We start from the raw sequence: 23,567 nt of genomic DNA, 5'->3' as shown, positions 1-23,567 counted from the left end.
AATGAACAAATCGATCAATATTCAAGATACGTTCCTGAATCAGCTTCGCAAAGACAACATACCGGTTACGGTTTTTTTAATGAATGGCTTCCAAATTCGGGGCGTTATTAAAGCGTTCGATAATTTCACGATTATTATTGACAGCGAAGGTCGCCAACAAATGGTATATAAACACGCTATTTCGACGTTTACCCCGCAACGAAATGTTTCTCTTATGCAGCAGGATCATAACGCTTCAGATTCATAGGCTAAAGCACTTAGTGAAACTTTCTAATAACGTGTAACGTTTAACTAGATAGCGGCATGCAAGAGCAACCCGCTCCAAGCTGGGTTGCTCTTTTCATTTCGTGGGAAAGATAAAATAGACGAATATTGGATCAACAGGAGGGGAGTCGGCTATGGCTGAACGACCGCGCAGCAAGACTGCACCAAAACAAAAGAGGAAGAAAAAAATATCGGGGCGTAAATGGTTTTATGGATTATTCTTTACGGCGGTAATCGCAATAATATGCGGCGTTATCGGTTACTTGCTCATTATTTTGAACGGTGAGCGAGTATTGACCGAGAACGCCAATAAGCTGGTTTTTGGGGAGTCATCCATCATTTATGATGCGAATGACATTGAGATTGCAAGATTGTCGGATCCGAATGAAAACCGTGAAATTGCCGAATTTTCCGAAATTCCGAAGCAATTGCTTAACGCGATTGTGGCAACAGAGGATCAGCGGTTTTACGAACATTCGGGCATTGATTTATTCGCAATCGGGCGTGCAGTTGTCAAGGACGTTATCGCACGAAGCGCCGTAGAAGGTGCAAGTACCATAACGCAGCAATTAGCAAAAAACGTATTCCTGACGGCAGACAAAACGTTTTTTCGTAAAGCGACAGAGGCTTCGATCGCTGTTGCGCTGGAGCAGCAGTACTCGAAGGACGAGATATTGACAATGTATCTGAATCGAATATTTTTCGGGAAAAGGGTTCACGGCGTTAAGGAGGCTGCGAAATTTTATTTTGACACCGACCTTGATAAGCTGGAGCTTTGGCAGGTCGCAACGATTGCCGCCATGCCGAAGGCACCTAACCGTTACAATCCAATCGCCCATCCGGAAGATTCGATGAACCGTAGAGCGGTTGTTCTGAAGCTCATGTTCGATCAAGGCTTTATTACGGCAGCCGAGATGGAGAAGGCGAAAGCGGTCGTGTACGAAATTCCAGAAAACCATAACGAAAGCAACTCGGATAAATACCCGGCGTTCGTCGATTATGTGGTGGAAGAAGCGACGGAGGTAATGAAGCTGTCAGAGGAAGAACTTCGAATCGGCGGCTTCAAAATCTATACTACGCTTAACACACAGGCGCAAGACGCAATGGATGTTCAATTCGATGACGATGATAATTTCGAGAAGAGCAAGGATGAGCAGCAGGTAGAAGGCGCGATGATTATTATCGATCACCGAGACGGCTCAATTCAAGCCATTTCCGGCGGACGTGATTATGTGAAGAAAGGTTTGAATCGCGCTGAGGTCAAACGCCAGCCGGGTTCAGCCTTCAAGCCGATTATAGCCTATGGTCCAGCGCTTGAGTCAGGCCAATACTATCCATGGACCGTTCTTGCTAACGACAAGAGATGTTACGGAGATTATTGTCCGACTGACAGGTGGGGAGCGAACCCGGTCAGCATGACGCAGGCCATTAAGGATTCACGGAACCTGGCTGCCGTCTGGATGCTGAATCAGGTCGGCCTCAAAAAGGGTTTTGCTTTCTCCTCTAAGCTGGGCATAGATTTGGTAGATAATGATCGTAACTTATCAGCGGCTCTCGGGGGCTTAACAAACGGAGCAACGCCTATACAGATGGCGACAGCATACAGTGTTTTCGCTAATGGCGGAAAGTCCGTTGATACGCATTCGATTCGCAAGATTGATGGGAAATCGAATAATTCTTATACCTACAAAGCACCTGCCGCTAAGCAGCTGATGTCCGCCGAGACTGCCTATTATTTGACGGAGATGATGCAAACTGTTGTTCAAAGAGGCGGTACGGGAACGAAGGCAGCGATCGGCCGTACGCTAGCAGGTAAAACGGGAACGACACAGCATGGGATTAAAGGCTTTCGCGGGGACGGCGTGAAGGATGCTTGGTTTGTTGGCTATACGCCGGAGTGGACAGCATCCGTATGGATGGGATACGATAGGACTGACTTGGATCACTACTTGAAGACTGGCAGCAGCCAAGCTGCAGCGATGTTCTCCAAGGTAATGAAGCCAGCCATGAAAAACGTACCGGAATCAAGCTTTAACAAACCGCAAGGCATTAAAGAAGATAAGCCGCCGGCAGCAATAACGAATTTTAATGCGGTATTCATTCCAGAAGAGATGAAGGTTCAATTGTCTTGGGACCCGTTCCAAGATGGTAAAGTTACCTACCAGGTTTTCCGTAAGGAAGCTTCGGAGAGTGAATTTATCCGATTCGTCGATTCCCTGACCTCTACAGGGGTAGACGATATGAGCGCATTCCCGGGAATGACGTATGAATATTATGTCGTTGCCTACGATGCTGAAAATGATCAAGAAAGTGCACCTTCTGAGAAAATTAAGGTTGTCATTCCGGAAACGGAAATCATTCCGGATATTCCGATGGAACCGGATCCAGTCGACCCTGACGGCGGTGAAATCACGCCTCCTCTCGATGGAGACGGCGATGGCGCTTCACCTTCTCCAAGCCCGACCGACGGTACGGAGCCAGAAGAGACTGTTGATCCTGGGGATGGAACGGGCGAACCGACACCAACGCCGACACCTGATGACKGCCTTGGTACAAATAACAGCACGAATGCACTAGGAAACACTGAAACCGGCGGCAATACGCAAGGAACAGGTGGTTAGCAATGACAGAAAGAAGGACAGCACGAACCCTTTCTCTATTTATTCTGGTCGCAGTTATTATGCTGCTAGCAGGCTGCGGCAAGAATGGGTCGGGAGTGAGTGGCGGGAATAGTGCACAAGCTTCTGCCAAGACGATGAACTGGGACAAGATGCCTGATATGCAAATTGATCTGGACAAATCGTATGTGGCCAAGTTTCAAACGACAAAAGGCGAATTTTCGGTAAAACTGTTTGCGGACGAAGCTCCGGTCACCGTTAATAATTTCGTTTTTCTGGCCCGGGAAGGTTTTTATGAAGGACTCACCTTTCATAATATGATCGAGGACTTCATGATCCAAACCGGTGACCCTAAGGGGAATGGGACTGGCACACCAGGGTATTCCATACCGGATGAGCTCAGCACGGAAATGAAATACGAAGAAGGCATTGTGGCCATGGCCAATGCCAGCAAACCCAATTCGGGTGGGAGCCAGTTTTTTATTTGCACGGGGCCTGACGCGGAAAACTTGAATCGAGAGCCTAATTATTCGATTTTCGGCAAGGTGGAGAGCGGCATGGATATCGTGCAGGCTATCGCAAAGACTCCGATGAAAAATAACCTGCCATCTGAGAAAATCATCATCAACTCGATTGAAATTTTAGAGAAATAAAGAAGAATACCACCCTCTGAGGTGGTATTCTTTTTATTTTCCAGCATAGAGCTTGGTTTATTTTGTCTGTCGGCTGGAGATGGACGTTAAGATATGGTAATCTTTTTTTATAGGTAAATTTCAACTGTCGTTGGATGTAAGGCACACAGTTAATTCAAAGCCGAGAAGAGCTGTGCAGGTTTCAAGCAAGCTTTTCCCAATTGAACGGAAAGGTACGTTCCGTATGAAGAGAAAATTTTCAGACCGCGCCAACTGGCGGCGTATCTTGCGCAAAAGCTATTCATGCCTAGCGCTTGACGGCGAGGAGTTCAAAGGTCTCGTTACGTTTTATCGGATTCATGAATTGCGTGAGCCGTTATGGAAGGAATATAACGGACGGAAACTATGTTTGGCCGATCGCGGATACTTGTGGATGCAGCATTTTCCAAGAGGCGAGCATTTTGTCGTCACGACGATGTTCGATGATAAGGGACGCGTCGTCCAATGGTATATCGATGTATGCAAAACACAAGGCTTAACCGATCAGCAGGTGCCTTGGTTCGATGATCTATATTTAGATGTCGTTGTGCTGCCTAGCGGGGAAGTATTCCTTATGGATGAAGATGAGCTGGAGGATGCGCTTAGATCAGGTGACGTCAATGGCAAAGATGTAGCATTAGCCCGCAAAACGGCAGGAAAATTACTTTCAAGTATTCGAAATGGGCGTTTCCGGTATTTTACGCTGAGTCTCAAACATCGGAAAAGCTTACTTGAGCGAACTGGGGAATTAAGCGAATCATGAATACGGCAACAGGTAGGAGGAGCAGCTCACGTAAACGATCAAGAAAAAGGCGTCCGTGGCTGCTTTTGTTTCGTGTTGTTGCCTGGATCATATGTGCAGGCGTGTTTTGGTGCGGATATTTATTATGGTTAATTAATGGCTACCAGACAGATAAGCCGCTGATTAAATCAGATGTGGGTATTGTGCTCGGAGCTGCTTTATGGAATGATTTGCCCAGTCCGGCGCTGAAAGAACGGTTGGAATTCGCTTTAAAGCTATATGAAGAAGGCATAGTGGACAAGCTGATTTTGTCAGGCGGTCTGGATGCGAACGAAGCAACAAAAACGGAAGCAGAGGGTATGCGCGACTATCTTATTGAAAAAGGTATATCGGCTGACAAGCTGTTGCTAGAAGAAAAATCAACCAGTACGTATGAGAACCTAGCTTTCAGCAAAAGGATAGCAGAGCAGAACAAGCTGGGGACGCTTCTTGTCATCACACATGATTATCATGCAGCGAGAGCAAAGGAGATCGCAAAAAAGCTTGATTTTTCGCCGCTGCAGGTGGCCGCTACAAAATCCAAAGTGCTGAATCCTGTATACAACGAGTCCCGTGAAGTACTGGCTTTCACCAAATGGAAGCTTGATTCGCTTCTCCATACTTTTGGATTTCCTCCTTTAGATTCGTCGCTGTAAATCTGCTAATATGCAGCTGCAAGGTAGAATAAACTTGTAGTGCGGTCAGCCGCTACAGCTTTCGATGCAAAGGATAGGTGATGCGACAGATGAGTGGACACGTCATATCGGGACCCGGAAATGGCTCCGCAAGGCCTTCCCGTCAAATTAATGTGGTCCTTAGAAGCCAAGAAACATTTCAGACAGGTGCATCGGCTCATGCACTGGAGGTAGAGCCGCTTCCCGCTGTGAAGCCGCTGCCTAGCGTGGATCATTATGCCGATATTCAAAAAGAACTAGAGCCGATGATCGGCATGGAAAACGTAAAATCACTCGTTTATGAAATATACGCGCTGCTATACATTAGCCGAATGCGTTCGGAAGCAGGATTATTTGGCGGCTCTCATGTGTATCATATGATTTTTAAGGGTAATCCCGGTACGGGGAAAACGACCATCGCACGCATTGTAGCGAAGCTCTTCCAAAAGATGGGCGTCCTGACAAAGGGACATTTGATCGAGGTGGAGCGTGCGGATCTTGTAGGCGAATATATCGGGCATACTGCTCAGAAGACGCGGGATCTCGTGCGAAAAGCCATTGGAGGCGTCCTATTTGTTGACGAGGCCTACAGCCTTGCGCGCGGGGGAGAGAAGGATTTCGGGAAGGAAGCTATCGATACGCTTGTTAAAGCCATGGAAGATCACAAAAACCAATTTGTGCTCATTCTTGCCGGCTATCCTGCAGAAATCGATGATTTTTTGCTGACTAATCCAGGGCTTCCCTCACGCTTCCCGATCCAGATCGAGTTTCCGGATTATTCGGTGGATCAATTGATTCAAATTAGCGAGCTGATGGCTAAGGACCGCGACTATATATTGATGCCGCAGACCGTATTTAAATTAAGGCAGCATCTTATGCAGGAGAAGCAGAGCACGATGTTTTCATTTAGCAATGCCAGATATGTTAGAAATTCGATTGAAAAGGCGATTAGGTATCAAGCCGTTCGTCTGCTAACGCATTATGCAAGCTCGGTTCCCGCAAAGCAGGAGTTAATGACGATCAGGCCAGAGGATTTGAAGTGGGACACGAAGCCAATATAATGCTGGTGCTTAGAAGGAGTATGTGATGAGCGAAAAAACATTCGATACGAATCCCAACATAATTGAGAAAGCGATTTTGATCAGTCTAGTCACTTCAAACGATAAACGTAAAGGCGGAGATCCGGAAATGTCTCTTCAAGAGCTTGTGCAGCTCACGGAGACAGCAGGCGTCGAAGTGCTTACGACTATTACACAAAACAAAGAAACCGTCGATTCCAAGTGGTTTATCGGTAAGGGCAAGGTGCAGGAAGTTAAAGCTTTGGCTGATGAGCTGGGTGCCACGACTGCCATTTTCGATCAAGAGCTTTCGGGTGCCCAGGTTCGTAACCTTGAAGAATCACTGGATTTGAAAATCGTTGACCGCACGCAGCTGATTCTTGATATTTTCGCCGGGCGAGCAAAAACCCGTGAAGGAATTATTCAAGTCGAGCTTGCCCAGCTAAGCTACCTGTTGCCGCGGTTGTCAGGCCAAAGCAAAAACCTTTCCAGATTAGGCGGAGGAATCGGGACGCGCGGTCCGGGTGAAACAAAGCTCGAGACGGATCGCCGTCACATCCGTGATCGGATATTTGATCTGAAAACGGTGCTGGAAGAGGTTGTCCGTCACAGGAAGCTTCATCGTGAGCGCCGTAAGAAATCAGGCGTGACACAAGTCGCCTTGGTCGGATATACGAATGCGGGCAAGTCTACGCTGCTTCGCGAGCTGACGAATGCCGATGTCTATGTCGAAAATCAATTGTTCGCTACTCTTGATCCAACGTCTAGAACGCTGGAGCTGCCAAACGGCAGAGAAATCGTACTGACCGATACGGTAGGCTTTATTCAAAACCTGCCCACGGATCTCGTAGCTGCTTTCCGCGCGACACTAGAAGAGGTATGCGAGGCTGATCTCGTGCTCCATGTCATTGACAGCAGCTCTCCAATGCGCGACGAGCAAATTAAAGTCGTTAATAAGATTTTGGGCGATCTTGGCGCATCCGATAAACCTTTTATCAAGGTTTATAATAAGAAAGACATATGCATCAACAACGGTTCATTAGCGGATATGCCCATAACAAGCGGAGATAATTTAGTTATCAGCGCATACGATTCGGATGATCTTGAGCTTCTGAAGCAAACGGTTCAGGATAAGCTTAGCGGAGATGTTCTGACTTTTAACGTCCCTGCCGAACGCGGTGACCTGATCGCGTTAGCCTATCGCAGCGGCGAGGTAATCAGCCAAGAAGTGACGGAAGAATCACTGCGGCTCACTGTCCAAGTCAGCAAGCAAGATTATGAGCAGCATGGACATCGTTTGAAGCAATATATCGAATAGTTGGTTACATATGCTTTCGAAGCAGTTTTGCTCCGCAAAACTTAGGTTCATGCTTACGAAGTAGTTTTGCTTCGCAAAACTTAGGTCCATGCTTACGATGTAGTTTTGCTTCGCAAAACTTTAAGGAGAAGATAACGAAATGAACAGGCAACACGATAATCAGAAGCTGTGGGAGCATCTCGAACATGTGGCTGAGCAGTCCGAGATGCTTGCTGCAGAAGCTTTCCGCAGCATAGATAAGATAGCTGAACGTAATCAGTGGAAGGTTATTGAAGCGTTTCAGCGCCATAAAGTAAGTGATTTTCATTTTACTGGCTCAACGGGTTATGGCTATAATGACCGCGGACGTGAAATACTTGATCTTGTGTACGCAGATGTCATGGGTGCAGAGGCAGCAATCGTTAGACCGCATTTCGTATCTGGCACACATACAATCAGCTGCGCATTGTTCGGTGTCCTTCGGCCTGGCGATGAGCTGCTTTATGTTACTGGCAGACCCTATGATACACTGCATAAGGTAATTGGGAAGCCGGGAGACAGGCAAGGCTCCTTACAGGACTTTGGCATTAAGTATTCCGAGGTGCCGCTTCTTGAGAATGGCGGACTTGATTGGAATCAAATTGAACAAGCGATAACTGTGAAAACTAAGGTTATCGGAATTCAGCGCTCTCGCGGTTATGATTGGAGAGCATCCTTCACGGTCTCTGAAATTGAGGCTATCGTCCAGCGTGTCAAAGCGATTAAGCCGGATGTCATTGTTTTTGTTGACAATTGTTATGGAGAGTTTACGGAGCTGTTAGAGCCGACTCAAGTTGGGGTAGATATAATGGCCGGCTCCTTAATCAAAAACCCTGGAGGCGGATTGGCTGAAACTGGCGGCTATATTGCTGGAAAAGCATTTGCGGTGGAAGCTGCAGCCTTTCGTTTGACAGCCCCCGGGATCGGCGGCGAGGTAGGCGCAATGTTAGGCACGCTCAGGCCGATGTTCCAAGGTTTGTTTTTGGCTCCCCATTTAGTTGGACAAGCTATAAAAGGAAGCGTGCTGGCAGCAGCCCTCTTTGAGGAACTTGGATTTGAAACGAAGCCGAGATGGAATGAACCGCGAACCGATCTGATCCAAGCTGTTCGCTTCGGACAAGCTGAGCATTTGATTGCTTTTGTCCAAGGGATACAGCAAGCGGCTGCAGTCGATTCACATGTCGTACCCGAGCCTTGGGATATGCCTGGTTATGAGAATGCTGTCATAATGGCGGCAGGAACGTTCATTCAAGGGGGAAGTCTAGAGCTTTCTGCAGACGCTCCAATACGTGAACCTTACATTGCATATATGCAAGGCGGCCTTACTTACGCTCATGCAAAATATGGGATTCTAACTGCGTTATATCGTCTTGTGGATAGTGGTTTAATTGTGATTAAACCTTACATAACTTGACACATTTGCGTCGGAACGGTTAGAATGAACATATAAATGAACGACTGGAAGGTTGATGCGACATGGCTGATGATATTCGCAGAAATATGGCCTTATTTCCAATCGGCATCGTAATGAAGCTGACGGATTTAACGGCCCGCCAAATCCGGTATTACGAACAGCATGAATTGATCGTACCTGCCAGAACAGCAGGAAACCAGCGGTTATTTTCGTTTAATGACGTAGAACGGCTTTTGGAAATTAAATCATTGATTGAGAAGGGCGTTAATATCGCCGGTATTAAGCAAGTGATGAATCCGGTTTCGAAAGAGTCGGATGATGCAACGATCGTAAGCGAGCAATCGGAAGTTAAGCGTCGCGAGTTATCCGATCAACAACTGCACCGATTGCTTAAACAGCAATTGCTCGAGAAAAGACCGGGTCAAGCATCGCTAATCCAAGGACAATTGACTCGTTTCTTAAATAAGCGCTAGTTGGACTATTTCTACCATTGATTCGCAAACTAAGGAGATGATTCTGTGAGTTACACTAAAGAGGATATTAGACGTATAGCACAGGAACAAAATGTTCGTTTTATTCGTTTGCAGTTTACGGATCTGCTTGGAACAATCAAAAACGTAGAGATCCCTGTAAGTCAGCTTGAAAAAGCTCTCGACAACAAAATGATGTTCGATGGTTCATCCATCGAGGGTTATGTACGTATCGAAGAGTCTGACATGTACCTTTACCCTGATCTTGACACATGGGTTGTTTTCCCATGGGTTACGCAAGATCGTGTTGCCCGTTTGATTTGCGATATTTATATGCCTGACGGTACGCCTTTCGCCGGCGATCCGCGCGGTATTTTGAAACGTGCCTTGAAAGAAGCCGAAGATCTTGGCTACTCGGCAATGAATGTCGGTCCTGAACCTGAGTTTTTCTTGTTCAAAACCGATGAACGCGGAGAGCCGACTACGGAGTTAAATGACCAAGGGGGTTATTTCGACTTAGCTCCTATGGATATGGGTGAAAACTGTCGTCGTGAAATCGTTCTGACGCTGGAAGAAATGGGCTTCGAGATCGAAGCGTCTCACCATGAGGTTGCTCCAGGTCAGCATGAGATCGATTTCAAATACGCAGATGCCATTAAAGCTGCAGATCAAATCCAAACGTTCAAGCTAGTCGTTAAGACGGTTGCACGCGAGCATGGCCTGCATGCTTCCTTTATGCCGAAACCATTGTTCGGCGTTAACGGCTCCGGTATGCACTGTCACCAATCCTTGTTCAAAGGTGATACGAATGTGTTCTATGATGAGAAGGACAAGCTGGGACTTAGTGCAACTGCACGTCATTACATGGCAGGAATACTGCTCCATGCACGTGCAATGGCTGCCATTACGAACCCAACGATCAATTCTTATAAACGTCTAGTCCCTGGTTATGAAGCACCATGTTATGTTGCATGGTCCGCGAGCAACCGCTCGCCAATGATCCGTATTCCGGCTTCACGCGGTCTTAGCACACGCGTAGAGGTACGTAATCCTGACCCGGCGGCAAACCCGTATCTAGCGCTTGCAGTTATGCTTAGAGCTGGTCTTGACGGCATTCAGAACAAGCTGCCATTGCCTGCTCCAACGGACCGGAACATTTACATCATGACTGAGGAAGAACGTCAGGATGCAGGTATTCCGAGCTTGCCGCTCGATTTGAAGGAAGCACTCGATGAAATGCTAAGAAGCGATATCATTTGTGAAGCACTTGGCGATCACGCGCTTGCCCATTTCTACGAGCTGAAAGAAATCGAATGGGATATGTACCGTACTCAGGTTCACCAATGGGAAAGAGATCAATATTTGACTCTATATTAAGAATATCATCCCTTGACGCGATTAGCGTTGAGGGATTTTTTTTGATTAAACAGTACTACACATAGTTGGTACTATTCGCTTGTCTGTCGAATTGTTATATTCAGAGCAGTTAAGAATGGCTGCCGGATGAATATAACAACGGTTATCAGGAGATGAGCAGAATGACAATAACAAGTTTAAATAACGAGATAACTGATAGCATATATATATTACTTACCGATACAGGGACCTTGTTTACTAGACTAATCAAAGGGTTTACGGGTGCCCCTTACAATCATGCTTCGCTTGTATTGGATGAGAATTTAGAAGAAATCTATAGTTTCGGACGAAAGCGTGTAAATAATCCTTTGCATGCCGGGTTTGTGAAGGAGGATGTTTATCAAGGAACATTCCGGCATTTTCCGGAAACTCGCTGCAGGCTGCTACGGATTGCTGTAACGGAACATCAAAAAACGGCCTTAATGAAGGTGATTAGCGAATTCGAAAAGGATAAGAATAGGTATCGGTATAATTTAATTGGGCTGTTGGGTGTATTGTTAGAGATGGATTTGCAGCCCGCTCATTCCTATTTCTGCTCGCAGTTTGTTGCCGAGACGCTGAAGTCCAGCGGAATCCATATGTGGGATCGTCCATCAACTTTAGTGACACCGAATGATTTTCTTGTGCATGAGAGCGTTCAAGTCATATATGATGGACCATTATATGAGTACCCAAAGCTAGATCGTCAAAGATTAGGTCAGTTACAAAAACCACATTATCCAACGGTTCTTTTTGGTAAGCGAGCCGTATAGTTCAAATGTAATCGACGTACAATTAAGAATATTGTTTGTTTTTAACCGAATGATCGTTTATTATAGGGACATGAGACACGAAGATGAAATTGGAATTGGGTGATTAAGCATGCTTGACCAAGGCTCACTGACGGGACAAAATGCAAAGAAATTAAATGTAATAATAACAGGAACTACTGGGATGGTTGGGGAAGGCGTGCTGCATGAATGTCTGCTTCATCCGGATATTGAAAAGGTCCTTGTTATCAATCGGAAACCATGCGGAGTTGTTCACAACAAATTAAAAGAGATTGTCCATGTGGATTTCTTTCAAATCGATTCCATTGCTATGCAGTTAACGGGCTACGATGCTTGTTTCTTTTGTCTAGGCGTATCCTCTGTTGGCATGAATGAAGAAAAATATAGTCATCTGACGTATGATCTGACGCTATACATGGCAGGTATTCTTTCGAGCAAGAACCCGGATATGGTTTTCTGTTATGTATCAGGCAGTGGAACCGATAGTACGGAGCGGGGGAAAAGCATGTGGGCTAGAGTGAAAGGGAAAACAGAAAATGCACTGTTACAGCTACCTTTAAAAGGCGCATATATGTTCCGGCCTGGATACATTCATCCTACCAAAGGTTTAAATAATACACACGGATACTATTCTGCATTGAAGTGGATGTATCCAATGCTCCTCGCCCTATTGCCGAAGCATGTGATTTCATTAAAGGAAATTGGTCTAGCAATGATCCAAGCGGCAAAATCGGGACATGCAAAAACCATTTTGGACAGCAAGATGATTTCTGAAATGGCCAAACTAGCTGATAAAAGTTAGCTTCTTGATGGATTCATTCGGTAAGATGCATCTTTGATATCGAATTGCTGGGGGATGTTTAGGCTAAACCTACACATTCCCCGCCGGAACGATTGGAATCGATAAGACTTTTAATTTGATTTATTTACAATAATGACGATGTCCGCCATGAAAGCCACCGCCGTGGAAGCCTCCTGGAGGCCCCCCGTGAAAGCCGCCAGGACCTCCTCCAGGGAAGCCGCCTCCTTGAAACCCTCCATGCCACCATGGTCCTCCAAAAGAGCCAAAAGGCGAAGGAAAAGGGAGTGGAAGCACTTCTGGGTAAGGATAAGGATAGGGATAAGGGTACGGATAAGGATAAGAAGGCGGATAGGGATAAAATGGGGGCTGGAGCGGTCCGAATGCCATTACGTTCTCCTCCAATACTTATTTTGATATGATCAGCCTATGCTTCTATGGTTGCCTATGTAACTTGCCCATCATTATTTACTAGTGCGCTCAAGTGAAGATCAATACTTGTTTACGTTTCGTTAATGATTGTGCGTTTCATCGGAACGGATACGCAAAAAGGCCCGATTTACGGGCCTTTTTGCGTTTGAGTCGAGAGGCTAAGAGAGAAAGAATGGATAGGGGCTGTTATTAGTAGCCGCCGAAACCCATACAGCTGCAAGCTATAATCACCAACAAAATGAAGAGAACCAAAATTGTGCCTGTGTTTGTAAAAGCTCCACCAACGTAACCGGACATTTTTCAATGCACCTCCTTACGTGTTGAGTACACAGTATGTTATGCGGGATAATTGTACGTTGATTGGGTGTTTGTCTGGGAGAGGCATTCATCCAGCAGCCTAATTTTAAGGAAAACGATTGGTTGAAAGTTGAAGGGGCTTAGCGAACAAAGAAAAGGCTGGATCAAAGACGCATGTGCATCTGATCCAGCCTTTTCTTTATGTACATTTACAATCCGATTAATGTATGTCGCGGAAAAGTCCAATGACTTTACCAAGTATCGTTACATTTTGGAGTAAAATCGGCTGCATCGTGGAATTCTCCGGCTGCAGGCGAATATGATTTTTCTCCTTATAGAACGTTTTAACTGTTGCTTCGTCATCCTCTGTCATGGCGACAACGATTTCACCGTTATTTGCCGTTTGCTGTTGCCGAACAATAACGTAATCTCCATCATGAATGCCGGCTTCGATCATACTCTCGCCCATAACATTCAAAATAAAAACGCTGCTGTCTCCGACAAAATGGGCAGGAAGCGGGAAATACTCCTCGATGTTCTCCGTAGCAGTGATAGGCACACCAGCTGTAACCTTGCCCACAATCGGCACCTTAGCTACGGAAAGCGGGATAATGCCATCGACGCCTTCTTGATCTAAGATCTCAATTGCACGGGGTTTCGTAGGATCTCGGCGAATCAGACCTTTCTTCTCCAGGCGGTCAAGATGACCATGAACGGTTGAACTGGATAACAATCCAACAGCTTCGCCGATTTCTCGAACGGAGGGTGGATAGCCTTTCTCCCGGACTTCATTCTTGATGAATTCAAGAATCGAATGTTGTCGGTTAGAAATCTTCGACACTGCAATCACTCCATTAGTAGGTTTGCAAAAAATTATAACATAGAACCGGAGTTCGTACAAACATAAGTTCTTAAGTACAAAGGTTCGCATTTTTTCATTGACACCAAACGTCTGTTCGTGTAATCTAAAAACAGAACAAACGTTTGGGGTGCTGATAAATGATAACTAGTCCAAGCTTTTATAGAACGATCCATAAGCCGGAAGCAAGCAAAGCAATGAAGTTTTCAAAGGTAATTGTACGCTTATTAAAGCGTCATACGGTTAAGGTTACTGTATGTTCTGCTTTGTTTATCCTATTATTCACGAGCTTTTTAATGATGGGAACAGATGCATCAGGGAGCTCTCCTGAAGCAGCAACAAATGATGAGCAGGTTATCACTGTTCGTACTGGAGATACATTATGGGAGATTGCTAGACAATTCACTGACTCTAAGCATGATATAAGATATGTTGTATATCTGATTAAGGATCGGAATGAACTACATTCAGCAGAGATTAAGTCCGGACAGAAGCTTATAATTCCAAATATATAATTTGAATGATATTTACAATGGCTTGCTAATAACACTAACCTATATGCTTTCTGGAACAAGCGGATTACTAAATCTACTTGCTTCAGAAAGCTTTTTTGCATAAATGATTGATTTGCCTCATTCATCTCATTTCAGAGGATAGGAATTGAATCCAGAGGCTTATTTTCCACGTGAAAAGTATAGGTTTTGAACATGCCTTGCCTTGACAACTGATCGTCGAAAATGTCAAAGTATAGAGTAGTGGTTTTTCATCATGAGAGGAGTAGAGCAAGGTATGGAATTTTCGAAAATAATTGAACGGATTAACGAGCTCGCTCGTAAAAATAAATCTGAAGGCTTAACCGATGCGGAAATTGCCGAAAGAGATGAGCTTCGCAAGCAGTATTTAACGAATTTTAAGAACAATTTTCGACAACAGCTTGAAACGATTGAAATTGTGGATGATAAGGATAATATCAAGCATTAATTATTGTCTAAAGACATCATTTAATATCCAAGAAAGGGTGATTAGATGAATTACAAACTATTAGGCAAAAGTGGACTGGCGGTTTCTGAGCTTTGTTTGGGAACGATGACCTTCGGCAACACAACAAGTGAAGAGGATTCGATTGAGATGATCAATCGTTTTGTTGACCGAGGCGGCAATTTTCTGGATACTGCTGACGTATATGTAAGCGGCCGTTCCGAGGAGATCGTCGGGAAAGCGATTAAACACAATCGCTCTGATATTGTACTGGCAACAAAGGTAAGGATGACCACATCCAAAAATATCAATGGCGTGGGATTATCGCGCAAACATATCATGGATGGTGTTGAAGCCAGCCTAAAACGACTTCAAACCGATTATATTGATTTGTACCAGGTACATGTATGGGATCATGCAACACCAATCGAAGAAACGCTTCGCACGCTTGACGACCTTGTTACCTCAGGCAAGGTTCGCTACATAGGTTGTTCTAATTTTTTTGCATGGCAATTGATGAAATCGTTGGCATGTAGCGATGCAAACCGCTATGTCCGTTTTGTATCCATTCAGCCGCAATACAGCTTAGTAAGCAGACAAATGGACCGAGAAATGATGTCGCTCTGCTTAGAGGAAAAGGTAGGCATTATTCCATGGGCTCCCATTGGCGGAGGATTTCTTACTGGGCGTTATACCAGAGAAGAACCTAAGGAAGGTCGGATGACTTCGAAGGTAGGCGAGAGCGCCTGGATTAATCGAGCCTCGGACAAAAATTTCGTCATTCTTGATACACTGCTGGAAGCAGCAAATGAGCTTGGTAAAACGCCTGCACAAGTTGCGTTAAGATGGCTGATTCAACGCGAAGGAATTACTTCGCCGATATTCGGTGCCAGCAAATTAGAACAGTTTGAAGATAATATCGGTGCAATAGGCTGGGAAATGCCAGAAGAAGTCTGGAACCGTTTGGAGCAAGTCAGTGCGCTTCCAGATGATTATCCGAATCGCTTTATCGATAAATTCCGCAGACCGTTTGAATAGGGCTTTTTAAATTAGGAGGAGAATGAGCTTGTCACGTTCCTGGGAGCGCAAGGTGCGCAAAAATATGACCGAAATAAATAAACAACGCAAAAAACAAGGCAATGGCCAAATCGTGTTTAACGCCGAGAAATCCGATAAAATTATTGGACGTAATTACATCGCACCAATCTTATTGATTTTATTTATCGGAATGTACGTTATTTTGATGCAAAGCTCGTCCCAATTCAAAATGGATACGATGTTTTGGATCACGGTAGGCTGCTATATTTTACTCGCGGTCCTCTTTTTCTTTAGACGCCCGTATATTACGATTGGCAAAGATTTTGTACAATCACGCCGATTGACAGGGGATAAACGCATTCCTGCTTCTGCAATTAAAGGATTTAGCGCACAAAAGGGTTATGTTATCGTAGAGCAGCACAAAGGCGGTAACTGGGTGTTCTCTAAATTAACGAACCGTTTTCCAACGGATGAAATTAGCGCGAAGCTGAAAGTGTTTGCGCAAGCAAACGGCATTCCTTTTCAGGAAAAATAAATAAGTAGGAGAGTTCGAACAACGATGGCTAAACATGCAGTATTATTTGATCTAGATGACACTTTACTGTGGGATGACCGCAGCGTTAAGGAAGCTTTCGAAGCAACATGCCAAGCGGCAGCTGCAGCAACTGGAGTTGATCCAGACGCCCTTGAGGAGGCGGTGCGCCGTGAAGCAAGAGCGCTTTATGAATCGTATGAAACTTTTCCATTTACAAAAATGATCGGAATCAATCCTTTTGAAGGATTGTGGGCGCCCTTCCGCGAAGGTGAGCAGGAGGAATTCCGCAAGCTCGAGAGTCTTGCGCCAGGATACCGGAAAGCGGCATGGACACAGGGTTTGAAGGCGCTTGGCGTTGATAATGAAGAATTAGGCGCAATTCTAGCTGAGCAATTCCCTGCAGAACGCCGCTCACGTCCCATCGTATATGAAGAAACATTCCGAGTGCTGGACGCACTCAAAGGTAAGTATAAGTTGTTACTGCTTACGAACGGATCTCCTGACTTGCAAAGAGAAAAGTTAGCTGGCGTTCCGGAACTGCTGCCTTATTTTGATCATATAATAATCTCGGGCGAGTTTGGGCAAGGGAAGCCTACTGCTGCGATATTCCAGCATGCGCTTGAGAGACTTGGTATCGAGACAGAGCATGGGATTATGGTTGGCGATAAGCTGACAACGGACATTCTCGGCGCGAATACGATTGGAATGACATCGGTATGGATTAATCGCCATGGCGCCGTCCGTAATGACGAAATCATTCCTACCCATGAAATCAAACATTTAGAAGAGCTTTTGCAGCTGCTTGAGCTTTAAATAATAGCAATAAAAAGCCCCTCATTGTCTGCAATTGCAGCTTACGAGGGGCTTGCATTATTTTAGAACGTATTAAGCCTGGTTGGATGCGAACTTCTCGTCAGCAAAAGGATGAGCGATCCAGCCTTCTGTTTCAATGAAAAGACGAACGGCAACGATTTGACGGTTATCCATCAGCGTGAAGAAATGCGGTTTGTATTCCGGAACGGAAATCACGTCGCCAGCTTCCAGCTCAACGTCAAAATAACCTACATCATCTGTACCTTTAATAATGAAGATGCCGCGTCCTGCAGTGATCGCACGAACTTCATCTTCCGTATGCGTGTGTACGTTTTCGAACTTTTTAAGGAGCTCGTCTAGATTAGGAGTAGCATCGGATAAGGCAATGATATCCCATGTTTTATAACCGCGGCGCTCAGCGAGGTCTTTGATTTCTTCGTCATATGTTGCCAAAATTTCTTGTTTATCTTCGTCAGAAAGTACGAATTTTTGCTGAAGTCCTTCTGCCAGCTTGCTTGGGTTCCAGTGCTCGTAAAGCACCTCTTGCTGTTCTAGAAATGAACGGACAGCCTCTTCCCCTTGAATCCGTTCCTCTGTATTGCGAATTCTAATTTCAGCCATGAACATTCCCTCTTTTCCTATAGAGATTAAATGATATAATGATTATAAAACAAATCAAATGGATTGTCGATGGATTACCTTTTCACGCAGAAGGTATTCTGATAAACTATGTGTTAATGATTTTGGGAAGGGTGTAGTAAATTGTCGAAACCGACCATACAACAAATGCTTCAGGAGCGCATACTTATCTTGGACGGCGCAATGGGGACGATGATCCAGCAGGCTGGATTAAATGAAGATGATTTTGGAGGACCTGAGCTGGACGGCTGTAATGAAATGCTCGTTCTAACTCGTCCTGATGTCATACAATTGATTCATGAGCAGTATCTTGAAGCAGGMGCGGACATCTTGGAAACCAATACGTTCGGAGCTACAAGTGTCGTCTTGGCTGATTATGATATCCCGGAAAAAGCGAGAGAAATCAATCTTGCAGCTGCAAAGCTGGCCCGTGATGCCTGCGATAAATACAGCACGCCTGACAAGCCTAGATACGTTGCCGGAGCACTTGGTCCTACGACCAAAACATTGTCGGTAACCGGCGGGGTGACCTTCGATGAGCTTGTAGAGAGCTATTATGAGCAAGCTCTAGCTTTAATAGAAGCGGATGTTGATGCTTTATTGCTCGAAACCTCACAGGATACGCTAAACGTTAAAGCTGGCAGTATCGGTATACGTAACGCTTTTGATAAGCTAGGCAAAGAGCTGCCCATCATGATATCCGGTACGATTGAGCCAATGGGCACGACCCTAGCGGGACAAACGATTGAATCCTTTTATATTTCCTTAGAGCATTTGAAGCCAATCTCCATTGGCTTGAACTGCGCGACAGGACCTGAGTTTATGCGGGATCATCTTCGCACGCTCAGCGAGATTGCTAATTCTGCGATAAGCTGTTATCCGAACGCGGGATTACCAGACGAGAACGGAAATTATCATGAATCGCCTGAATCATTAGCCAAAAAAATGTCTGCTTTCGCAGAGCAAGGTTGGCTGAACATCGCCGGCGGCTGCTGCGGAACGACTCCGGAGCATATACGCGTAATGGGTGAGACCATGGCGAAATTCGCTCCTCGTACAAAAATGGGATCCCATCCTAACGCGGTTTCTGGTATTGAAACGGTATTCATTGAGCCTGAGAATCGGCCGATTATGATTGGGGAACGCACGAACATTTCCGGTTCCCGCAAATTCAAACGGCTTCTGAAGGAAGAAAAGTTTGATGAAGCCTCTGAAATCGCAAGGGCCCAGGTGAAGGGCGGGGCGCATGTTATCGATATTAACCTGCAGGACACGGATATCGATGAGGCCTATGCGGTCCATCAATTTTTGCCGCAGGTCGTCAAGAAGATAAAAGCGCCGTTGATGCTCGATTCCACCTATGATCATATTATCGAGCTGGGGCTAAAATATTCGCAAGGAAAAGCGATCATTAACTCCATTAACCTGGAGGACGGCGAGTCTAAATTTGAACAAATTTTGCCGTTAATCCATCGTTATGGCGCTGCCGTCGTGATGATACTCATCGATGAGCGAGGTCAAGCCGTAACACGTGAAGCGAAGATGGAGGTTGCCGAGCGTTCCTACAACTTGCTGACTCAGAAATATAAGATGAACGCTGAGGATATTATTTTTGACCCGAATATGTTCCCGGTCGGATCCGGCGATCCTCAATATATCGGTTCCGCGGTCGAAACGCTCGAAGGAATCCGGATGATCAAGGAGAAGTTCCCGCTTGCCAAAACAATTCTGGGACTCAGCAACATTTCCTTTGGCCTTCCAGATGCGGGTCGTGAAGTGCTGAACTCTGTTTATTTGTACCATGCAACCAAAGCGGGACTTGATTATGCGATCGTTAACACGGAGAAGCTGGAGCGTTATGCTTCGATTCCCGATGAAGAGCGTCGTTTGGCTGAGGAGCTCATCTATAATACGACGGACGAGACGTTAGCCGCATTTGTGGCTGCATTCCGCGATAAGAAAGTTGAAAAGAAAGAAAAAATTTCGAATCTAACCCTCGAGGAGCGTCTTGGCTCATACGTTGTGGAAGGAACAAAGGAAGGCCTTATCCCGGATCTAGACGAAGCGCTGAAGAAATATTCAGCCATGGAAGTCATTAACGGACCGCTAATGCGCGGGATGGAGGAAGTAGGCCGGTTATTTAACGGTAATGAGCTGATCGTAGCTGAAGTGCTGCAAAGCGCCGAGGTTATGAAAGCCTCCGTAAATTATTTAGAGTCGTTTATGGAGAAAAATGAATCATCCGTAAAAGGGAAAATTATTTTGGCAACGGTTAAAGGCGATGTGCATGACATCGGTAAAAACCTTGTTGAAATTATTTTATCGAATAACGGCTATAAAATCATAAATTTGGGTATAAAAGTACCGCCTGAGCAATTGATCGAGGCTTATCGCAAAGAGAAGGTCGATGCGATTGGTTTGTCGGGCTTGCTCGTAAAATCAGCTCAACAGATGGTCATCACCGCACAGGATTTGCGTACGGCTGGCATCGATGCACCAATTCTTGTTGGCGGCGCGGCATTGACGAGGAAATTTACAAAGACGAGAATCGGCCCTGAATATGACGGTCTCGTGTTATATGCGAAGGATGCAATGGACGGACTAGACATCGCAAATAAGCTGATGGATCCTGATCACCGTTCGCGGATGGAGGACGAAATGGCTGCTTTTAAGGCATCCGGCGGCCTCGAAGAGGAAGAGAAAAAGCCTTTGCCTCAACTGACACGGGCTGTACGCTCTAAAATTTCACCGGATGCGCCTGTGTTTACGCCGCCGGATTTGGAGCGCCACGTACTTCGTGATGTACCGCTTCCGCATGTTATTCCTTATGTGAATATGCAAATGCTGCTCGGTCATCACCTTGGGCTAAAAGGCAATGTAGACAATTTGCTAAAAGAAGGCAATGAGAAAGCGGTTCAGCTTAAAGCTACCGTCGATGAGATTTTGCAAGAAGGCACAACTAATGGTATTATCAAAACCCATGGCATGTACCGTTTCTTTCCGGCTCAATCCTCGGGCAATGATGTTATTATTTACAATCCGGTTGATCCTTTGCAGGAAATCAAGCGATTCACGTTCCCGCGTCAGCAGGTTGAGCCGTATTTATGCTTAGCTGATTTCTTGAAATCAGTGGAGAGCGGCGTCATGGATTATGTAGGCTTCTTAGTCGTAACGGCTGGTCACGGCATTCGAGAGCTCGCCAATGAATGGAAAGACAACGGGGATTACCTGCGTTCGCATGCATTGCAATCTGTAGCACTGGAAGTTGCTGAAGGCATGGCTGAACGTGTTCATCACATTATGCGGGATATTTGCGGTTATCCGGATCCGGCAGAAATGACGATGAAACAGCGTCATGGCGCACGTTATCAAGGTATCCGCGTATCCTTCGGATATCCGGCGTGTCCGAATCTAGAGGATCAAGAACCTCTGTTCGATCTGATGAGACCACAAGATATCGGTGTTGAATTAACTGAAGGTTTCATGATGGAGCCTGAAGCCTCCGTATCAGCGATGGTATTTGCCCATCCGGAAGCTCAATATTTTAATGTAGAGAAACTATAGCTTATAATAAAAGGAGAGCCCTTAAGCGTTCGTTTAACGAGCTTGTAAGGGCTCTTCGTTTCAATTATTGAAGGTAAGACAGCTTCAGCTAAGAGTGAGGTGATCGAGAAAATGAACATGTGGTTTTTGGGGACGGGTGCTGGAAGACCCTCGAAGTATCGCAATGTAACCGCCATGGCGCTGCAGCTGCCTGAGCCAAATTGCAGCTGGCTGCTGTTTGATGCCGGCGAAGCGACCCAGCATCAGATTATGCGCACGCCGCTTAAGCTGAATAAGCTGGAATTCGTGTTTATCACACATTTACACGGCGATCACCTATACGGTTTGCCGGGCTTGCTCAGCAGTCGTTCGTTCGATGGAGGAGTTACTCCTGTTCGACTCTATGGTCCTGTTGGAATAAAAACGTTTATAGATACGATATTCAATATCAGCGCAACTCAGCTCGATTATGAACTGATTATCCATGAAATATCAGAAAATGAAACGATTATTTACGAAGATGATCGGTTTAAAATGGAAGTTGGTAAGCTTGAGCATCGTGTGGTCAGCTTCGGCTACCGCTTAACGGAAAAGGATCAGCCTGGCAGGCTGCTCGTAGACAAGCTGAAGGAGCTCGGCATCGAAGCTGGCCCTTTGTATGGTAAATTAAAGCAAGGGGAGTCTGTCACTTCGCCAACCGGTATGATTGTACATACCGAGGATGTAACTGGGCCAGCACATATCGGAAGGGTTATCACGGTTCTGGGCGACACTAAGCCTTGTGGAAACGCTCACAGGCTTGCCGTCGATGCGGATCTCCTCGTGCATGAAGCTACCTTTGCTGCAGGCTTAGAGGAGAAGGCTCATGAATTCGGCCATTGCACAACGAAGGAAGCCGCCGAAACGGCTGCAAAAGCGAAGGCCAAGAGGTTGGTTATGACACATTTTAGCGGACGATACAGTAACGAGGATCTTTTGCAATTGGAGCGAGAGGCTGCTCTCCATTTTGAACCGGTAACGGCTGCGACGGATCTGCTTCATATTGAGATTAAACGGGCTTTGAACGAGTAAGAAAAAAAACGCGAGGAAATCCTCGCGTTTTTTTGTTTAATTATGATCCTTGCCGTAATGGAAGGACGAGTATACAGAAGCTAATACGATGATAAGAATTATGCCGAAAAAAATAAACACTTGATAAGGGCTCGGGACGAATGCGCTCGCGATCATCAACAAGCCACCAAAAAAATAAAATTTAGCAGCCATCTGATGCGTTTTTTTCCAAACAGACTCGCTTGCTAACGTATGGGCTGTTTTTATGCCGATGAAGCTATCATGCTGGAAATGCGGCATATAGATACCCGAAACGGTCAAAATGACACCAATCATGGGAATAACAACCTTCTCAATATCGATAGCGAATCCGTATCCTAATGCGATCGTGGTACTATGCAGCACCAGTAGACAAAGCAGAATGACATTCTGGATAATGAGTAGAGCGGCTTTGTGTTTATGGTAGTTTTGCTTTCTAGGGAGAATGACGATCAAAATGACCATAAGCGCGGGAAGCAGCAGAAGAGCGAAAGCTTTATGCGCAAATCCATTGATTTCATTATTGATATCCCAATGAATTGCCATTTGATCAGGCAAATAGGGATAAGTTACGATACTTGCGACAACTGCGATCGATATAATGATCCAAGAGAGCACGGTAGATTTCAATTTTTTTTATTCCCCCTGGAGTCGGATTGCTGAAAGGACATGATCCATTTGATCAAGTCTTGGAATACCGCCGTATTTAGAGAATAGTAGATATGTTGGCCTTGGCGCTCATCCCATACGAGCTCCGCTTGCTTTAATAGGCTGAGATGATGCGAGATGCTGGGCTTTGTCATTTGAAAATGTTCGGCAATTTCTCCGGCGGTCAAATCCCGCTCTTGCAGCAGATCTAATATGGTTCTTCTAGTCGGATCGGATAACGCTTTAAAGGCAAGGTTGATGGACATAGAACCCATCCTTTCACCGTGTTCTTTTCAAACGATTAGATAGTTAAACAAGTATCTAAATGATAGATATGAAACTACTATATCGTTTACGCAAAAGGCTGTCAATTTTCAAGGAACCAGCAATTTCCTTAAATTAAAATTGCAGACCGAACATGTATT

At 45.4% G+C, this 23,567-nt stretch carries 25 protein-coding genes; 19 read left to right on the top strand and 6 right to left on the bottom strand.

Annotated features, from left to right (window positions below):
- Position 1 precedes the first annotated feature (1 nt).
- The 12 genes from hfq (at position 2) to AC1DLI_RS00470 (ending at position 12,274) form a co-directional block, all read left to right on the top strand.
- Positions 2-247 (top strand): RNA chaperone Hfq, encoded by a 246-nt coding sequence (gene hfq / locus AC1DLI_RS00525; RefSeq protein WP_308994947.1) that lies wholly within the window; start codon positions 2-4, stop codon positions 245-247.
- A 151-nt stretch (positions 248-398) separates the two neighbouring features.
- Entirely contained in the window at positions 399-2,885 is a 2,487-nt protein-coding gene (locus AC1DLI_RS00520) for a transglycosylase domain-containing protein (protein WP_477598833.1), read from the top strand.
- A gap of 2 nt (positions 2,886-2,887) precedes the next feature.
- Positions 2,888-3,535, top strand: coding sequence for a peptidylprolyl isomerase (locus AC1DLI_RS00515; protein ID WP_477598832.1), 648 nt, complete (start codon positions 2,888-2,890; stop codon positions 3,533-3,535).
- A gap of 223 nt (positions 3,536-3,758) precedes the next feature.
- Positions 3,759-4,316 (top strand): ribonuclease FAU-1 family protein, encoded by a 558-nt coding sequence (locus AC1DLI_RS00510; protein ID WP_308994944.1) that lies wholly within the window; start codon positions 3,759-3,761, stop codon positions 4,314-4,316.
- The gene (locus AC1DLI_RS00505) at positions 4,313-4,990 is read left to right on the top strand and encodes a YdcF family protein (protein ID WP_477598831.1); all 678 of its coding nucleotides are present in this window, start codon (positions 4,313-4,315) and stop codon (positions 4,988-4,990) included. The genes AC1DLI_RS00510 and AC1DLI_RS00505 overlap by 4 nt, the downstream gene beginning before the upstream one ends.
- Before the next feature lie 89 nt (positions 4,991-5,079).
- A complete protein-coding gene (locus tag AC1DLI_RS00500; RefSeq protein WP_477598830.1) occupies positions 5,080-6,069 on the top strand; it encodes an AAA family ATPase in 990 nt (329 codons plus the stop codon).
- Between the two features lie 25 nt (positions 6,070-6,094).
- Positions 6,095-7,384: a GTPase HflX gene (gene hflX / locus AC1DLI_RS00495; protein WP_477598829.1), complete on the top strand. Its 1,290-nt coding sequence runs from the start codon at positions 6,095-6,097 to the stop codon at positions 7,382-7,384.
- Positions 7,385-7,523: 139 nt separating this feature from the next.
- Complete coding sequence (locus tag AC1DLI_RS00490) at positions 7,524-8,816, top strand: methionine gamma-lyase family protein (protein ID WP_477598828.1); 1,293 nt, start codon at positions 7,524-7,526, stop codon at positions 8,814-8,816.
- Between the two features lie 62 nt (positions 8,817-8,878).
- The gene (locus AC1DLI_RS00485) at positions 8,879-9,289 is read left to right on the top strand and encodes a MerR family transcriptional regulator (RefSeq protein ID WP_053376247.1); all 411 of its coding nucleotides are present in this window, start codon (positions 8,879-8,881) and stop codon (positions 9,287-9,289) included.
- Positions 9,290-9,334: 45 nt separating this feature from the next.
- Positions 9,335-10,663, top strand: coding sequence for a type I glutamate--ammonia ligase (glnA, locus tag AC1DLI_RS00480; RefSeq protein WP_308994939.1), 1,329 nt, complete (start codon positions 9,335-9,337; stop codon positions 10,661-10,663).
- 161 nt (positions 10,664-10,824) lie between these two features.
- Positions 10,825-11,454: a hypothetical protein gene (locus AC1DLI_RS00475; RefSeq protein WP_477598827.1), complete on the top strand. Its 630-nt coding sequence runs from the start codon at positions 10,825-10,827 to the stop codon at positions 11,452-11,454.
- A 109-nt stretch (positions 11,455-11,563) separates the two neighbouring features.
- Positions 11,564-12,274, top strand: coding sequence for an NAD-dependent epimerase/dehydratase family protein (locus AC1DLI_RS00470; RefSeq protein WP_477598826.1), 711 nt, complete (start codon positions 11,564-11,566; stop codon positions 12,272-12,274).
- A 120-nt stretch (positions 12,275-12,394) separates the two neighbouring features.
- Here the strand turns inward: AC1DLI_RS00470 and AC1DLI_RS00465 are convergent, their stop codons facing one another.
- The 3 genes from AC1DLI_RS00465 to lexA form a co-directional block, all read right to left on the bottom strand.
- The gene (locus AC1DLI_RS00465) at positions 12,395-12,661 is read right to left on the bottom strand and encodes a hypothetical protein (RefSeq protein ID WP_477598825.1); all 267 of its coding nucleotides are present in this window, start codon (positions 12,659-12,661) and stop codon (positions 12,395-12,397) included.
- A 231-nt stretch (positions 12,662-12,892) separates the two neighbouring features.
- Positions 12,893-13,000, bottom strand: a complete 108-nt coding sequence (gene yjcZ, locus AC1DLI_RS00460; RefSeq protein WP_477598824.1) for a sporulation protein YjcZ — start codon at positions 12,998-13,000, stop codon at positions 12,893-12,895.
- 220 nt (positions 13,001-13,220) lie between these two features.
- Positions 13,221-13,841, bottom strand: a complete 621-nt coding sequence (lexA, locus tag AC1DLI_RS00455) for a transcriptional repressor LexA (protein ID WP_169081603.1) — start codon at positions 13,839-13,841, stop codon at positions 13,221-13,223.
- Positions 13,842-13,999: 158 nt separating this feature from the next.
- Between lexA and yneA the strand changes: the two genes are divergently transcribed.
- From yneA to AC1DLI_RS00430, 5 genes are all read left to right on the top strand, one after another.
- Complete coding sequence (yneA, locus tag AC1DLI_RS00450) at positions 14,000-14,374, top strand: cell division suppressor protein YneA (protein WP_477598823.1); 375 nt, start codon at positions 14,000-14,002, stop codon at positions 14,372-14,374.
- A 274-nt stretch (positions 14,375-14,648) separates the two neighbouring features.
- The gene (locus AC1DLI_RS00445; protein WP_477598822.1) at positions 14,649-14,840 is read left to right on the top strand and encodes a DUF896 domain-containing protein; all 192 of its coding nucleotides are present in this window, start codon (positions 14,649-14,651) and stop codon (positions 14,838-14,840) included.
- 45 nt (positions 14,841-14,885) lie between these two features.
- Positions 14,886-15,875: an aldo/keto reductase gene (locus tag AC1DLI_RS00440; protein ID WP_477598821.1), complete on the top strand. Its 990-nt coding sequence runs from the start codon at positions 14,886-14,888 to the stop codon at positions 15,873-15,875.
- A 22-nt stretch (positions 15,876-15,897) separates the two neighbouring features.
- Positions 15,898-16,410: a hypothetical protein gene (locus AC1DLI_RS00435; protein ID WP_477598820.1), complete on the top strand. Its 513-nt coding sequence runs from the start codon at positions 15,898-15,900 to the stop codon at positions 16,408-16,410.
- Between the two features lie 24 nt (positions 16,411-16,434).
- Positions 16,435-17,223, top strand: a complete 789-nt coding sequence (locus AC1DLI_RS00430; RefSeq protein ID WP_477598819.1) for an HAD family hydrolase — start codon at positions 16,435-16,437, stop codon at positions 17,221-17,223.
- A gap of 72 nt (positions 17,224-17,295) precedes the next feature.
- Here AC1DLI_RS00430 and AC1DLI_RS00425 read toward each other — a convergent pair whose 3' ends face one another.
- Complete coding sequence (locus tag AC1DLI_RS00425; protein ID WP_477598818.1) at positions 17,296-17,844, bottom strand: 1,2-dihydroxy-3-keto-5-methylthiopentene dioxygenase; 549 nt, start codon at positions 17,842-17,844, stop codon at positions 17,296-17,298.
- A gap of 141 nt (positions 17,845-17,985) precedes the next feature.
- On the opposite strand from AC1DLI_RS00425, the gene metH reads away from it, so the two are divergent.
- Together metH and rnz are read left to right on the top strand one after the other, a co-directional pair.
- Complete coding sequence (gene metH / locus AC1DLI_RS00420) at positions 17,986-21,426, top strand: methionine synthase (RefSeq protein ID WP_477598817.1); 3,441 nt, start codon at positions 17,986-17,988, stop codon at positions 21,424-21,426.
- Positions 21,427-21,537: 111 nt separating this feature from the next.
- On the top strand, positions 21,538-22,476 hold the full coding sequence (gene rnz, locus AC1DLI_RS00415; RefSeq protein ID WP_477598816.1) for a ribonuclease Z: 939 nt from the start codon (positions 21,538-21,540) through the stop codon (positions 22,474-22,476).
- A 36-nt stretch (positions 22,477-22,512) separates the two neighbouring features.
- Here rnz and AC1DLI_RS00410 read toward each other — a convergent pair whose 3' ends face one another.
- Together AC1DLI_RS00410 and AC1DLI_RS00405 are read right to left on the bottom strand one after the other, a co-directional pair.
- Positions 22,513-23,124, bottom strand: coding sequence for an SdpI family protein (locus tag AC1DLI_RS00410; protein ID WP_477598815.1), 612 nt, complete (start codon positions 23,122-23,124; stop codon positions 22,513-22,515).
- Entirely contained in the window at positions 23,121-23,408 is a 288-nt protein-coding gene (locus AC1DLI_RS00405; protein WP_477598814.1) for an autorepressor SdpR family transcription factor, read from the bottom strand. Before AC1DLI_RS00405 ends, AC1DLI_RS00410 begins: the two co-directional genes overlap by 4 nt.
- Between the last annotated feature and the right edge of the window lie 159 nt (positions 23,409-23,567).

This window comes from Paenibacillus sp. 01T443 (assembly GCF_056398325.1).
Note: the sequence above shows the minus strand (reverse complement) of the source record. Positions and strands in the feature narration are given on the sequence as shown.

Coding starts and splice junctions, on each gene's coding strand:
- AC1DLI_RS00485 (WP_053376247.1), top strand. CDS start 8,879: ATGGCTGATGATATTCGCAGAAATATGGCCTTATTTCCAATCGGCATC.
- AC1DLI_RS00405 (WP_477598814.1), bottom strand. CDS start 23,408: ATGTCCATCAACCTTGCCTTTAAAGCGTTATCCGATCCGACTAGAAGA.
- AC1DLI_RS00500 (WP_477598830.1), top strand. CDS start 5,080: ATGAGTGGACACGTCATATCGGGACCCGGAAATGGCTCCGCAAGGCCT.
- AC1DLI_RS00470 (WP_477598826.1), top strand. CDS start 11,564: ATGCTTGACCAAGGCTCACTGACGGGACAAAATGCAAAGAAATTAAAT.
- AC1DLI_RS00475 (WP_477598827.1), top strand. CDS start 10,825: ATGACAATAACAAGTTTAAATAACGAGATAACTGATAGCATATATATA.
- AC1DLI_RS00490 (WP_477598828.1), top strand. CDS start 7,524: ATGAACAGGCAACACGATAATCAGAAGCTGTGGGAGCATCTCGAACAT.
- AC1DLI_RS00465 (WP_477598825.1), bottom strand. CDS start 12,661: ATGGCATTCGGACCGCTCCAGCCCCCATTTTATCCCTATCCGCCTTCT.
- yneA (WP_477598823.1), top strand. CDS start 14,000: ATGATAACTAGTCCAAGCTTTTATAGAACGATCCATAAGCCGGAAGCA.
- AC1DLI_RS00505 (WP_477598831.1), top strand. CDS start 4,313: ATGAATACGGCAACAGGTAGGAGGAGCAGCTCACGTAAACGATCAAGA.
- AC1DLI_RS00510 (WP_308994944.1), top strand. CDS start 3,759: ATGAAGAGAAAATTTTCAGACCGCGCCAACTGGCGGCGTATCTTGCGC.
- AC1DLI_RS00435 (WP_477598820.1), top strand. CDS start 15,898: ATGAGCTTGTCACGTTCCTGGGAGCGCAAGGTGCGCAAAAATATGACC.
- rnz (WP_477598816.1), top strand. CDS start 21,538: ATGAACATGTGGTTTTTGGGGACGGGTGCTGGAAGACCCTCGAAGTAT.
- AC1DLI_RS00515 (WP_477598832.1), top strand. CDS start 2,888: ATGACAGAAAGAAGGACAGCACGAACCCTTTCTCTATTTATTCTGGTC.
- hflX (WP_477598829.1), top strand. CDS start 6,095: ATGAGCGAAAAAACATTCGATACGAATCCCAACATAATTGAGAAAGCG.
- AC1DLI_RS00430 (WP_477598819.1), top strand. CDS start 16,435: ATGGCTAAACATGCAGTATTATTTGATCTAGATGACACTTTACTGTGG.
- yjcZ (WP_477598824.1), bottom strand. CDS start 13,000: ATGTCCGGTTACGTTGGTGGAGCTTTTACAAACACAGGCACAATTTTG.
- hfq (WP_308994947.1), top strand. CDS start 2: ATGAACAAATCGATCAATATTCAAGATACGTTCCTGAATCAGCTTCGC.
- AC1DLI_RS00440 (WP_477598821.1), top strand. CDS start 14,886: ATGAATTACAAACTATTAGGCAAAAGTGGACTGGCGGTTTCTGAGCTT.
- AC1DLI_RS00425 (WP_477598818.1), bottom strand. CDS start 17,844: ATGGCTGAAATTAGAATTCGCAATACAGAGGAACGGATTCAAGGGGAA.
- AC1DLI_RS00445 (WP_477598822.1), top strand. CDS start 14,649: ATGGAATTTTCGAAAATAATTGAACGGATTAACGAGCTCGCTCGTAAA.